This window comes from Psychrobacter sp. FME5 (genome assembly GCF_014861375.1).
Lineage (GTDB): Bacteria > Pseudomonadota > Gammaproteobacteria > Pseudomonadales > Moraxellaceae > Psychrobacter.
The window spans coordinates 1-14,006 of record NZ_RRYX01000080.1; the positions used below are offsets into that span (position 1 = coordinate 1).

11 protein-coding genes are annotated in these 14,006 nt (G+C 43.3%); 7 read left to right on the plus strand and 4 right to left on the minus strand.

Annotation, left to right across the window (positions count from 1 at the left end; all coding sequences use genetic code 11):
• Nucleotides 1-307 precede the first annotated feature (307 nt).
• From EI161_RS10335 to EI161_RS10355, 5 genes are all read left to right on the plus strand, one after another.
• A complete protein-coding gene (locus EI161_RS10335) occupies nucleotides 308-2,209 on the plus strand; it encodes an AmpG family muropeptide MFS transporter (protein WP_192529521.1) in 1,902 nt (633 codons plus the stop codon).
• A 1-nt stretch (nucleotide 2,210) separates the two neighbouring features.
• A complete protein-coding gene (gene prmC, locus EI161_RS10340; protein WP_225735337.1) occupies nucleotides 2,211-3,095 on the plus strand; it encodes a peptide chain release factor N(5)-glutamine methyltransferase in 885 nt (294 codons plus the stop codon).
• Nucleotides 3,096-3,158: 63 nt separating this feature from the next.
• A complete protein-coding gene (locus EI161_RS10345) occupies nucleotides 3,159-3,953 on the plus strand; it encodes a HesA/MoeB/ThiF family protein (RefSeq protein ID WP_192523194.1) in 795 nt (264 codons plus the stop codon).
• A gap of 71 nt (nucleotides 3,954-4,024) precedes the next feature.
• A complete protein-coding gene (locus EI161_RS10350) occupies nucleotides 4,025-5,380 on the plus strand; it encodes an ABC1 kinase family protein (RefSeq protein WP_192529523.1) in 1,356 nt (451 codons plus the stop codon).
• A gap of 126 nt (nucleotides 5,381-5,506) precedes the next feature.
• Entirely contained in the window at nucleotides 5,507-6,832 is a 1,326-nt protein-coding gene (locus EI161_RS10355) for a YbfB/YjiJ family MFS transporter (RefSeq protein ID WP_192529524.1), read from the plus strand.
• Nucleotides 6,833-6,842: 10 nt separating this feature from the next.
• Here EI161_RS10355 and EI161_RS10360 read toward each other — a convergent pair whose 3' ends face one another.
• Nucleotides 6,843-7,331, minus strand: coding sequence for an Lrp/AsnC family transcriptional regulator (locus EI161_RS10360; RefSeq protein WP_192529525.1), 489 nt, complete (start codon nucleotides 7,329-7,331; stop codon nucleotides 6,843-6,845).
• A 218-nt stretch (nucleotides 7,332-7,549) separates the two neighbouring features.
• Between EI161_RS10360 and leuA the strand changes: the two genes are divergently transcribed.
• A complete protein-coding gene (leuA, locus tag EI161_RS10365; protein ID WP_192529526.1) occupies nucleotides 7,550-9,346 on the plus strand; it encodes a 2-isopropylmalate synthase in 1,797 nt (598 codons plus the stop codon).
• Between the two features lie 180 nt (nucleotides 9,347-9,526).
• Nucleotides 9,527-10,147 (plus strand): hypothetical protein, encoded by a 621-nt coding sequence (locus tag EI161_RS10370; protein WP_192523199.1) that lies wholly within the window; start codon nucleotides 9,527-9,529, stop codon nucleotides 10,145-10,147.
• Between the two features lie 104 nt (nucleotides 10,148-10,251).
• On the opposite strand, the gene accC is transcribed toward EI161_RS10370, so the two are convergent.
• The 3 genes from accC to EI161_RS10385 all read right to left on the minus strand — a co-directional run bounded on the left by accC (nucleotide 10,252) and on the right by EI161_RS10385 (nucleotide 13,850).
• The gene (gene accC / locus EI161_RS10375; RefSeq protein ID WP_192523200.1) at nucleotides 10,252-11,613 is read right to left on the minus strand and encodes an acetyl-CoA carboxylase biotin carboxylase subunit; all 1,362 of its coding nucleotides are present in this window, start codon (nucleotides 11,611-11,613) and stop codon (nucleotides 10,252-10,254) included.
• 148 nt (nucleotides 11,614-11,761) lie between these two features.
• Nucleotides 11,762-12,190, minus strand: a complete 429-nt coding sequence (gene accB, locus EI161_RS10380; RefSeq protein WP_192523201.1) for an acetyl-CoA carboxylase biotin carboxyl carrier protein — start codon at nucleotides 12,188-12,190, stop codon at nucleotides 11,762-11,764.
• 292 nt (nucleotides 12,191-12,482) lie between these two features.
• On the minus strand, nucleotides 12,483-13,850 hold the full coding sequence (locus tag EI161_RS10385; RefSeq protein ID WP_192523202.1) for an MATE family efflux transporter: 1,368 nt from the start codon (nucleotides 13,848-13,850) through the stop codon (nucleotides 12,483-12,485).
• Nucleotides 13,851-14,006: the final 156 nt, after the last annotated feature.

A 14,006-nucleotide genomic window follows, 5' to 3' on the forward strand; every position in this document is an offset into this window, starting at 1 on the left:
ATGATAAGCTTAAAGCCAGCTATGAGGCTGCCGTAATTCTCGCTTGTGTCTTTATCTGGCTGCCGCTGATTTGAATTCTATACAGCCCCTAGCCATTAAAAATTAAGTTAATGCAAAAACCTCTAGTCAAGGTTAGCGTTCTCAAGTACCATAATTCAATTTTGTGGTAATGCTGGTTTTGTGCAACGCAGAGCAATTTTTATCAATCCTGTTTGTCAGTGCTATTTATCCGCTCTATTGATAATTCTAATGATTGATAAAAATTGTGCGCAGTTGTGTTCTTTGTCTCAAGTGTTGGTGAGTTATTATGTCTGCTGTCAATCCTGTTCAACCAGTGGCTAAAAAATCTTGGTCAGATGCTCTACGATCTTTTTCAGACATTCGTGTCATGATTATGCTGTTTCTCGGTTTTGCCGCTGGTGTGCCTATTTTGCTGGTGTTTTCGAGCCTATCATTGTGGCTGAGTGAGGCAGGCCTTGAGACAGGTGTCATCACGATGTTTGGTTGGGCAGGGCTTGGCTATTCATTCAAATTTATTTGGGCACCGTTAATTGACTCTATGCCACTGCCTTTTTTGACCAAATGGTTGGGTCGGCGTCGAGCATGGATGTTTGTGTCACAAATCATGGTTTTGGTTGCTATTTTTACTATGGCAAGTGTCAATCCTGTGGTCGAAAACGTCCTTTGGGTCATGGCACTTGGTGCTGTCTTATTAGGGTTTTCATCTGCTACCCAAGATATCGTGGTGGACTCTTATCGTATTGAGCTGGCAGGGTTTGAATTGCAACCGACATTGTCCTCTATCTATGTCGCCGGTTATCGTATTGGGATGATTGTGGCAGGGGCAGGTGCGCTTTACTTAGCGACTTATTTTGGCTCATCTGAAGAGCTCTACAACTATGAGGCGTGGCGCAATACGTATTATACGATGATGGCGGTCATGTCAGTTGGCTTGCTCACCACATTTGCCATTTATGAGCCAACTGCCGAAACACTAGAGCTGCATAAGCAAAAAAGAAACTTAAAAGTATTTTCTATCTATGCCGCTTTTTTATTAATTCCCGGTATTCTTTACGGCTTGCCGGTATTTATCAGCACCTTTGCCACTAGAATACTAGACATACCGCTGACCATAATACCCGCTGAATTTGTCCCAACGATAAATATGTATTTCTTAATCGTGGTAGCCTGTGCGCCATTTTTATTGATATATTTTATTTTAAACCAACCTAAGATAGTTAATAAAGTCGCCTCAGTCGTACAAACACGTAATGACAATATTAGAATATTGTTCTTGTTTATCTTGTCTGTCCTAGCATTTATCGCCGCTTTTGTCTTTATTGGTAAAATATTTGAGAGCCCTGAAGGGGTGTTTTTGAAGTTTGTGTTAGAAGTGGTCAGATTGCTCGGTAGCTTAGCAGTAGCAATGGCCGTCGGTTATGCACTTATCGCTATTGGACTGGCAAAAAAGCAAGTCGCCAAACAGCTATGGGTCGATCCCATTGCCGATTTCTTCCGTCGTTATGGCAAGCAGGCCATATTATTGTTATTACTCATTGGTTTTTACCGTGTCTCAGATATCGTAGCAGGTAATTTATCCAACGTTTTTTATGCCAAAATGGGCTTTACTAAGATTCAGATTGCAGATGCAGTCAAATTCCTCGGTTTGTTTATGACCATTGCAGGAGGGTTTTTAGGTGGCCTTATCGCTCAAAAGATGAAAATGATGCACGTCATGCTAATTGGTGCAATCGCGTCTAGCGCTACCAATTTACTGTTTATTTTATTGACCTATCATCCAGGTGATATGAATTATATGTATTTGGCTGTAGTGATTGATAACCTAGCAGCAGGCTTTGCGACGGCGGTATTTATCGCGTTTTTATCCGCTTTGACTTCTGTGAAATTCACCGCTGTGCAGTATGCTATTTTTTCATCACTCATGACATTGTTTCCAAAAGTGCTTGGGGGTTATTCTGGCGGTATCTCAGACAACGTGGGCTTTGCCAACTTCTTTTTAATTACCTTTTTAATTGGTATTCCTGTATTGGTACTGATTTATTTGGTGGATAAGCACGTGGTCATCGGCGATAACGATGATATTTATGGCGATGACGATAGTGGTGGTGATAGCAACGGTGGTGATAAATTGACCAAAGCCAATCCAAATTTAGCTAAGACCGATGAGCCACCACGAGCGACGGAGTAATATGGCGACGATACAACAACTCAAACAACAAGCCACACAAACAGCTAAAGAATTAGCCGTGCCGCCGTTTTGGATCACGGATTGGTTGCTGTATGTGATCGATAAACCAGCCATATTCTTAATCACAGATGAGAATTACCAGCTGAATGCTAGTGAGTCTGAGCAATTTAATGCTGGCGTGACCAATATGCAGCAGGGTGTTCCTTTGGCATATTTGACTGGTGAGCAGGAGTTTTGGTCGCTTACTTTTAAAGTGAATGAGCATACGCTGATACCTAGACCCGACACTGAGGTTTTGGTTGAAACAGTACTTGAATGGATAAACGAGCAGCCTGCTGAGCAGTCAGATGGTATTGAAAACAAACGATTATTAGACTTAGGGACAGGTTCTGGTTGTATTGCCATTAGCCTTGCCCATGAGCTAAAACTTGCTTGTGAGTTAAAAAAAGCACGCTGGCAAATTGTGGCTGTGGATTTTTCGTTAGAAGCGTTAAAAGTGGCTCGTGATAATGCCTTGCAGAATAACCTTGATACGATTGAATTTATACAAAGTAGTTGGTATCAAGAGTTGCCTATTGCTGCTGATAAATTATTTGACGTTATTGTGTCTAATCCACCTTATATCGATGAGTCCGATACGCATTTAGCACACTTAAAAGCAGAACCTATTAGCGCGTTAAGTGCGGCCAATAAAGGCCTTGCTGATATAGAACATATCGCGCAGCAGGCACCAAAATATCTAAGAGTAGGTGGTTTATTAGCGGTCGAGCACGGCTTTGATCAAGGGCTAGCAGTCCGTCAGTTATTTGCCGACAATAAATTTTCTGATATAAAAACCATCAAAGATTTTGGTGGTAATGACAGAATAACTTTGGGTCAGCTGTGATAAGTGGTCTTTTAAGAACGGGTGTTTAATAATAAATCTTGATGATGAGTTTTGGTGATAAATATGGTGCAGTCATTAGAAACAGGTCAGTTGTTAGATGAAGAACTGCTGCGTTACGCACGGCAGATATTGCTTGATGGCTGGGATATCGATGCGCAATTACGCTTAAAATCTTCGCGTATCGTGATGATAGGCGCAGGTGGACTTGGTTGTCCGGCTTCTGAGACGTTAGTACGAGCAGGACTAGGACAAGTTCAGCTGATAGATGATGACGAGATTGAAGCCAGTAATTTGCAGCGTCAGACGCTGTTTTTACCTGAAGATATTGGTAAGCCCAAAGCCATCACGGCCGCACAAATGTTAACGAAGATTAATCCTCTCAGCATCGCCCGTGGTACGGTCGCAAGGTTGAGCGAAGATAACGCTTATGAATTACTCGATATGGCCTCTGGTAAGCCTGATTTACTCTTAGATTGTACTGATAATTTTGCCACGCGCGATATGATCAATCGCATTAGTGTGCGCTACCAGATTCCCTTGTTGTCTGCATCAGCGATAGCCATGCAAGGGCAGTTGGCATTGTTTGAGCCGCATTTGGATACGGGCTGCTATCATTGTGTGTTTGGTTCAGTGGTGCTCGATGCAGAGGCGGATGAACGTACTTGTGCCAATTCAGGGGTGCTCGCCAGTACCACTGCCATTATGGGTAATTTGCAGGCCAATGCCGCCTTGCAATATCTAGGATTAACCAAAAATCCACTGACAAATAAGCTGCTAATATGGGATGGTAGCCAGATGCAGCAACGGCTGATGGGCTATCGAAAAGATACGCATTGTCCGGTTTGCGCCATTCATTAGCAAACATTTATATTTTTACATTTGCGCCTATCCGCTCTCAACCATCTTTTTTATGACCATAGTTGTTTTTTATGAAAATTCATCGTCCACATTTATTAAAACATACCTTTAATGTCGTCAATCGTGTTCGTCAAACGGCAAGTGTCGCTGGTCTCTCAGTGCTCAGAGTGGCAAAAGGTGAAAAACCTGATGCGATGTTGCTTAAAGAGACTTTCGAGCAATTGGGTACGACCTATATCAAGATTGGCCAGTTTATTGCCAGTACACCCTCGTTATTTCCCCGTGAATATGTACAAGCATTTCAAAGCTGTTTGGATCAAACCACGCCATTATCCTATGCTTATATCGAACAGGTATTAAAAGAGGAGCTGGCGGTTGATGGACTGACGCTTGAGGATAAGTTTGCCCATATTGACACAAAGCCGCTAGCGTCAGCTTCTATTGCTCAAGTCCATGCCGCACGATTGCATAATGGTGATGAAGTAGTGTTAAAGGTACAAAAACCTGGCGTTGAAACTATTATGCAGACAGACTTAGGCGTTTTGCATGGCGTGACTAAGTTGGTTGAGCTGCTAATGCCATCCATGAGATTTGCCAGTATCGCGCCGATTATTGATGAGATTCGTCTGCGTATGCTTGCTGAAACAGACTTTATTGCTGAGGCGCAAAATATTCGCGACTTCCAGCAGTTTTTGGCGGTATCCGGTAATACGCGAGTGGTTGCACCAAAAGTATATGAAGAGTTCACTACCAAAAGCGTGCTGACCATGAGCCGCTTATATGGCGTCTCTATGGTGGATGAGACTTTGATGCGTCAGTATTGTACTGATCCTGCGCAAGTAATGGCAGATACACTAAATACATGGTTTGCCAGCCTTATGTTGTGTAATAGCTTCCATGCCGATTTGCATGCGGGCAATTTGATGCTATTAACCGATGGACGCATTGGCTTTTTGGACTTTGGTATTGTCGGTAAACTCAAAGCTGAAAGCTGGCGTGCGTGCATGGGAATGATGCAGGCCATGCAGGATAATGATTATCAGGCGATGGCGCGCCATATGATTGATATGGAAATGACCCATGGTAATAATCAGGTCGATGTGGTCGCATTGGGTAATGACTTGCAGCGGATGATGAAAACCATCATGGCGGAAGACAAAGCCTTTACCAGTGGTGTGCCTTTTAATAGCAAAGAGCAGGCTGATGAGCTGAATACAATGATGCTGGAGATTGTTGAAGTCGGTAAGCGTCACGGTATTCATTTCCCACGCGATTTTGCCTTGCTAACCAAGCAGATGTTATATTTTGATCGCTTTATGCGTACGCTTGCCCCTGACATGGATATGTTTAGCGACCAGCGAGTACAGATGTTAGGACGAGAAGAGACAGCTCACCAATCCAGTACGCAAACGCTGGATGTTTCTTAGTATTAACGTTAGCATTTAGTATTTTCTTTAATGCTTTCTTTAATCCTGTCTTTGATTATATATGATTGCTTTTGACTGTTTTTAACACAAAGGATTGTGTGCTCACTGCCACAAAATGGCTCTGTCATGATGACTGCTCTCAAAAGCCGTGCTTTTATTACCATTACCAATGAAATAGCCATCGCTTGGATAGGACTGTATTGTCTGGCGGTAGTTATGGGGTTTGGACGGTTTTTATTTACCGCGACTTTACCCGATATTATGACCCAATTATCGCTATCGACGACCATTGCAGGCTGGATGGCATCGATTAATTATATTGGTTATTTCATTGGCGCGCTTATTGCAATGTTTGTGCCGCAGCGTTTGACATGGCGAATGCTCCTCTTATGGACAGTCGTCAGTGTCGTCACTACCATGCTATTGGTCGTGCCAAATATGTCATTAAACCTATGGTATGTCATTCGGCTGCTATCTGGTATCGCAAGCGGTGTGGCGATGATTTTGAGCTCGTCGCTGGTGGTTCAAAGCTTTAGTCACGAGCGTCGCTCTGTACTTTCAGCCTTGCATTATGCAGGTATTGGGGTCGGTATCAGCGCTTCTGCTGTACTGACGTGGTGGTTATTGACGCTTGGCTATCATTTCGATGTCATTTGGCTGGTGGCAGGTGTTATTAGTCTTCCGCTATTATGGCTGCTTTATGCCATTAGACCGCAAAGCTCGACATCACCTGAGTCGCAAGCATCTACATTATCGTCCTCTACGTTACAACCCCCTAAGTTACAGCCCTCTCACTCAAAACCAGCGGAATTAAATCACAGCAATCAGCGCATATCCGTGCAGCAAACCTATTTTAATTTTAAACGCTCTTTATATGAAGCTGCCTCCGGTCACACGAAGGCTATTGTCTTACTGTCGGCAAGCTATATGCTGGCAGGGTTTGGTTACATTACGTCTGCAACTTTTTTGCCTGTGATGGCGACACAGCGGCTGACAACCCAAAGCTATGCTGGATTGCTGATTTGGTTGATCGTTGGTATTTTTGCCATGCTATCAAACCCTATCTGGGGCGCGCTTGCCAAGCGTATTGGTGAAGTCAAAACCTTGATGGGTTTAACGATATTACAGGCGTTTGGGATGTTCTTGCCCATATGGTTTGAGGGTGCTGTTGGGCTTTATGGCAATGCTGTTATTCTAGGATTGACCTTTGTCGGTATGGTGTCGATGACGCTGACGCTGATTAAGAATATTAACCCTGCTTACTCTAATTTGCTCATAGGGTTGGCAACTCTGGCCTATGCGTTAGGACAGTTCTTGGGGCCCTTGGTGACTGTGGCATTGGCGGGGAAGAATGACAATTTTAATGCTGGGTTACTGGTTGCTGCCACTGGATTGATTATTGGTTTGGTACTTCTTTTATGGTTTCGGCGGCAGGCTGTGATAACTGCTTAAACCATATTATTTAAACCACACTACGCTTAAATACTTCCCGTAGCTCAAAACTGGTATGTACTTGGGCCACACCTTCGATACGGTTAAGACGGTGCAATAAAAACTCCTCATAATGTGCCATATCACGCACGCGTACCTTAATAAGATAATCTTCAGTGCGGCCGGTGACAATGCTACAGCTGATAACCTCATCAAAGCTCTGAATTTTACGCTCAAACTGCTCAAAGCGCTCGGCAGTATGGCGATCCATACTGATAGCGATGAACACCGCCAAGGGATAGCCAAGCTTCTGTGCATCGGTCTGGGTATGATAACCAGTGATGACCCTTGCATCCTCTAAGCGCTTAATACGGCGGGCGCAAGGGGTGGCTGAGAGGTTGACGCGCTCAGCAAGATCTGTAATGCTCATGCGTGCTTGAGTCTGTAATAAGCGTAATAACTGTTTATCCGTTTCATCAATATCGATGGTTAATGTGTCCGCAAGATAGCTATTTGGCATAATATGTTTCATTACTAGTGGATTGATTTAATTATATCTCTAGTTGTAGAGTTTATCACTAAAATAATGGTAATTTACATAAAATAAAGTTGTTTTTCACCTTATAAACTTTGCTATTATAATGGTATAAACTGTTATTATCATCGTATGATAAAGCATGATTTAGGCATTGGTTGCCTCACTATAAATACGAACTTATTATTATCTAAGGATTGATTATGTCTAATCAAGCAACACGCAATGCAGGTACTTCGACTGCAAAGATTACCCCAAAAAATGCCGCCTTCGATTTCCAAAAATATCGTCCGTTTGCGTTTGCACCTTCGTTACCAGATCGTACTTGGCCGAGCAAAACGCTTGAGAAATCACCCATCTGGGCAAGTGTAGATCTGCGTGATGGTAACCAAGCACTGATTGATCCAATGACTATCGAACAAAAAATGCGTTTTTTCAAAACCTTGGTAGACGTGGGTTTTAAAGAGATTGAAATTGGCTTCCCATCAGCTGCCCAAGTTGAGTTTGATTTTGCCCGCAAATTGATTGAAGAAAACCACGTTCCAGATGATGTTACTTTACAGGTTTTGGTGCAAGCTCGTGAGCATTTGATTGCTCGTACTTTTGAGTCATTAAAAGGGGCAAAACGTGCCATTGTTCACGTTTATAACTCAACGTGCCGTATCCAACGCGAAAAAGTATATGGCAAAGATAAAGCTGAGATTAAAGAGATTGCCATTACTGGGGCAAATTTGTTGGTTGAATATGCTGCCAAATATCCTGAAACAGAGTGGGTGTTCCAGTATTCACCTGAGAGCTTTAGTCAAACCGAGACTGAGTATGCCGTAGAGGTTTGTGATGCCGTTTGTGATGTGTGGAAGCCTGAAAATGGTCAAGAAGTTATTTTAAACTTACCAGCGACGGTCGAAGCATCAACACCTAATGTTTTCGCTGATCAGGTCGAGTATTTTTGCCGTAACCTTGCCAAACGCGAGCATGTAACCGTCAGTTTGCACACACACAATGACCGTGGTTGTGCTGTGGCTGCCGCTGAGCTTGGCGTACTTGCTGGCGCGGATCGTATCGAAGGTACATTGCTAGGCAATGGTGAGCGTACGGGTAACATGGACATCATGGTCATGGCGATGAATTTGTTTAGCCAAGGTATCGATCCAGAGCTTGATTTTAGTAATATGAGCGAGATTGTACAGGTAGTGAGCGAGTGTAATAATTTACCAGTACATCCGCGTCATCCTTACGTTGGTGAGCTTGTATTTACGGCCTTTAGTGGCTCGCATCAGGACGCCATCAAAAAATGCCTTGATTATAATGAGAAGCATGTCGAAGAGACTGAAAACGTCTGGGACGTCGCGTACTTACCTATTGACCCTGCTCATATCGGTCGCAGCTATCAAGACGTGGTACGCATCAATAGCCAGTCTGGTAAAGGCGGCGTAGCTTATATCTTGCAGCGTAACTATGGTTTTAACTTGCCACGTTGGATGCAAATTGACTTTAGTGGTGTGGTACAAAGACAAGCCGAAACAGCTGCTCGTGAATTACAGAATGATGAGATTTTACAAACCTTTGAGGACACTTATCTACAGCAAGGCCAATTTGAGCTACTAGATTATAGTGTCAACAATAAAGGCGGTGAAGTCTATTTTGATGGTCAGGTGCAGATGAATGGTGACAGCATCACCATCGCTGGCACGGGTAATGGGCCACTATCTTCATTCATCGATGGACTTGCTCAGCATACGGGTAAATCAATTCACGTCATTAATTATGCTGAGCATGCGATCAATCCGCAGCACAACGATGTTAATAGTGATGGTAACGGTATCGACGATGGCACTAATACTGACAACAAAACCAACGCCAACGCGGCAGCTTATATTCAATTAAATGTTGATGGTGAGGTATATTCAGGTATTGGTACTTGTAGCAGTACCGTATCAGCAATGCTTAAAGGCGCGTTATCAGCCTTTGCCCAAGCAATTAGCACCGCTGCCGCTTAATGCAAGGTAGTGAGTAATAATAAATACTTAAGTTTAATAACGTCATGGCTCCTTGCCCTTCGCAAGCAAAGCGATGGCGTTATTTCTTTGCGCCTAATAGCATAAAGTTACTTGTGTTTTTGGTGACGAAGACTTACGCTAATGTACGTTGTACATACTATTATAAATAAAAGGTTAATTATGGAACCTATATCATTTGCGTCATTTTCATTGGCATCTATTTTGGCATCACTGCCCGTAAATGGCGAAGTCGTTACTGAACCGACCATCACCACACATATTAGTCCGGCCATCGCTGGACAATGGGAGATAGATTTAGATAGCAGTATCACCATGACCAAAGAAGCCAAAGCGAAGCAAGCAGCATCAAAAAATATGAAAGGTGCAAAAAGTGACGAACCTAAAGTAATCGCTGGTGCAGATGGCGGTGTCCTGACTCAAAATGAAAAGCGTGTCCTCAACATTCAGCCGAACACTAAAAACAAATTAATTGCCTCCGCTAAGAAAGCCAATCAGTGCCGTGAGTTATATAATTTTGCAGCCGACAATGAGATGTGGGCAGTCAGCGGTAAAGAGTGGACGTATGGCCGCTACCTAATTACGCACCGTGAGGAAGGACTGCCCATTATCGCGCTCAAGACGCTCTATGATAACAATGAAGTGGATTGTTCAGGCAATCAAGTAGACCAAACTGATGAGGCGTTGATTGCGTTTTTAAACCATGATGGCAACCAGATGCAGTGGTGTGCCGATCCTGAAGGGACACAATGTTTTATGAACTTTAATAGAGTTCTGCCGTAGCCATTTGCGTTAATTTAGCCATTTGCGTTAATTGAGTTACTGCCAACCAAAAAAAACCGCTATCTCTACAGATAGCGGTTTTTTTATAAAGATATTGAGGCAAATTATGAATCAGCCTTTTCTTTATTGCCAGTTAACAACTCTCTTTCAAGATAATGAATATTTTGTGCTTCGTTAACAAAATTATCATCTGCTAAAATCACGTCACGGTGTAATGGGATGTTGGTTTTAATACCTTCGATTACCAGCTCATCAAGTGCGTGAAGCGTTTTAGAGATGGCTTGCTGGCGTGTTTGTCCATGACAGATAAGCTTACCAATCAATGAGTCATAATAGCTTGGAATGTCATACCCAGGATATAAGTGCGAATCAAAACGCACGCCAGCACCGCTTGGGGCAAACAGCTGCGTCACTTTACCAGGAGAGGGCATAAATGTGGCTGGATCTTCAGCATTGATACGGCATTCGATGGCGTGACCTTGAATTTCAATTTCACTTTGGCGATAAGATAAACCGTAACCTGCCGCGATTTTGAGCTGTTCGACGACCACGTCGATACCGGTAATCATCTCAGTTACTGGATGTTCAACCTGCACACGAGTATTCATCTCAATAAAGAAATACTCATTGTTTTCAAATAAGAACTCAAAAGTACCAGCGCCGCGATATTTGACTAACTCACAAGCTTTTACGCAGGCTCTTAAGATAGGCTCGCGTACGTCATCAGGGATATCAGGGGCAGGGGCTTCTTCTAATACTTTTTGATGACGACGTTGCAACGAGCAATCTCGGTCATACAGATGAATGGCATTGCCGTTACCGTCGCCAAGCACTTGTATTTCTACGTGGCGCGGATTTTGTAGGTAACGTTCCATATAAACGGTATCATCACCAAACCATAGCTCAGCTTCTTGCTTGGCCGCCTGTACTTGACCGATAACCTCTTCAAAACGCTCAACTACACGCATACCACGACCACCACCGCCAGACGCGGCTTTAATCAATAATGGAAAGCCAATATTACGTGCTTGCTCTTCAGCGTTGTGGAGTGTCACCGCGCCAACTGAACCGGGTACGGTTGGTACGCCAGCCTTTTTCATCGCATTGATAGCAGAGACTTTATTGCCCATTAGGCGAATATGGTCAGCGTTAGGACCAACGAACGTTAATCCTGCTTCTTCAACGCGTTCAGCGAACTCAGCATTCTCAGCTAAAAAACCATAACCAGGATGGATAGCATCCGCACCAGCAATCTCAGCAGCGGTTAAAATAGTATTGATGTCAAGATAGCTTTGATTGGCATTAGGCTTGCCGATACAGATTGCCTCGTCAACAAAGCGCAAGTGCATCAAGTTAGCGTCAGCTGTGGAGTAGACGCCTACGGTTTCAATGCCAAGCGCTTTGCAAGCTCGAACGATACGCAGGGCGATTTCACCTCTATTGGCGATGAGCAGTTTTTTTATCATGGGGTCATCCTTGTCGAAGCGGCAGTCACTGATAGAGTCTCTATTATTGGCATTATAAAGTTAAGCGAAGATAGTTAAGATAACTTAAACTAAGATGCCGAACCATAACGAGTCTCAATCATAACGAAGTAAAGATTGGCAAATATAGTTACGCTTTATAGCTTACGATAGGTTGACCAAACTGCACAACTTCAGAGTTATCCACTAATATCTCATCAATAACACCACTTTGGGTGGCTTCAAGAGGATTCATGATTTTCATCGCTTCGATAATACCTAAGGTATCGCCAGCTTGCACTTTTTGACCGACCTTTACAAACGGCGGATCATTAGGACTTGGTGCAGAATAAAACACACCAACCATTGGTGATGTCTCAACGCTACCAGCTTTAACAGCTGTTTTTGCGTCAGCAGCGATAGGAGCCGCGCCAGCAGTAGGAGCAGCCATCATCGTTGGTGCAGGTGCATCATAGTGACGTGTCAAACTGATGTGTTCGTCGTCTGAGCTGATTTCTAAGTTAACCAGTTCACTTTCTTCCATGAGGGCGATTAGGGTACGTATTTTTTCGATATCCATAATTTTATTTTTGCCTTGTACTAAATTCAAGAAATAGTGTAACTAAATATTGTGTAGGTAATTGCTAATGATACCTATATTCACGGCAATGAGCAATCGATGTACAGTTGTTAACTGAGTTTTTTTACATATTATGACGTTAGTACTCTTACGCGTAAGAAATATCTAATAAATTATCATAGTCTAAGTGGCTACTTAGCGCCAGTCCCAGTGATGAGTAACGGTTATTAGATGCTAATAGATGCTATTCGTTATGACATTCGGATGGTTTTATATCAACAAAGCCACACTATCAGCCCCATAAAGCTGTCAAACGCTTTTGTTGATAGCGCAGACGTAATGTCAATAAAATAGAAGCTAGGAATAGTCCAGTAATTAATGCCATCCAAAATCCCTCTGGCCCAAGATCAGTGAAGCGCACCAAGTATATACCAAGCGGTAAAGCAACGATCCAATAACAAAATAGCGTGACCCACATCGGTATAGTGGTGTCTTGCATACCGCGTAATATGCCTGCAACATTCACTTGCCAGCCATCAAACAGCTGATAAGCCAGTGCAAAAATAAGTAAGTGCATGGCTTGGGCCCTGACGACTGGGTTGTCAGTGAAAGCCGCTGCCAATTGTGGTCTAAATAGCCAAACGCCGAGCATAGAAGTCAAAGCAATCATGACAGTCCATATTAGACCAGTGGCCTGCACCTGACGTAATGCCAAAAGGTTTTTTTCGCCAAAGCGATTGGATATCATGATGGTTAGCGCCATCGCGACCGATATAGGTATCATAAACAGCTGCGAGGTCACTGCTAATGCTACTTGATGCGATGCCGTTGCCAACTCACCTAGTGGACTGATAACGAGTGCCCCTAAGCTAAATAGGCTGGCTTCAAAAAAGATAGAGACGCCGATAGGAATACCAAGCTTAAGTAGCTTTTTGATTTGTGCACGATTGGGGCTGGCGAAACCATAAAAAAAGCGCGTAGTAGCAAATTGCTTACGCTTAGTAAAGCTGGTATAAGCACCAAGTAATAGGACATTTATCCATAGTACCATGGCCGTTGCGATCCCGCAGCCTGCGCCGCCAAGCTCAGGCATACCAAACAAACCATGAATAAAAATATAGTTCAGTGGTATATCTGCCAATAGCCCAATGATGCTGATAATAGTGACTGGCTCAGGCCGACCAAGCGCCTCGCAATAACTACGCAACACCGCATAGACTGCCAAGGCAGGGAAACCGAACGATACACCATGCAAGTACTGCGTCGCTATGGGCTGAATATTTTCAGGTACTCCCATTACCCCAAGGATGTTGGGGGCTAAATTGACAATGATAAAACCAAGAATACCAATGACACCAGCCGTCCATAAAGACTGCTGGGTAATATGTGGGACTTGGTCATGTTTGTTTTGACCGACTGCTTCACCAATGAGTGGCGTGGTAGCAATTAAAATACCAGTGGCTAATAAAAACAGAGGCAGCCAAATGCCAGAGCCAACGGCCACGGCGGCCAAATCAAGTGCAGAGACTTGACCGGCCATAATGGCATCAACAACACCAAGCGCTGCCTGACAAAATTGAGTAATCAAAATAGGTAGCGCGAGCACGCCTAAGCGTAAACTGTAGCTCTTGAAATCTCTAAAAGATAATGGGAAAGCCATAGTGAGCAACTTTTTATTCTTTACGGTAATTATTTTTGTTAAAAAATGGTATTGATGAGCAAATACTGCCGTTAATAAATGAATAGTAAGACAGTAATGTAGTATAGTCAAATGACTTCAAAAATGTTATAAAACAAATCAACTAAACGATTACCA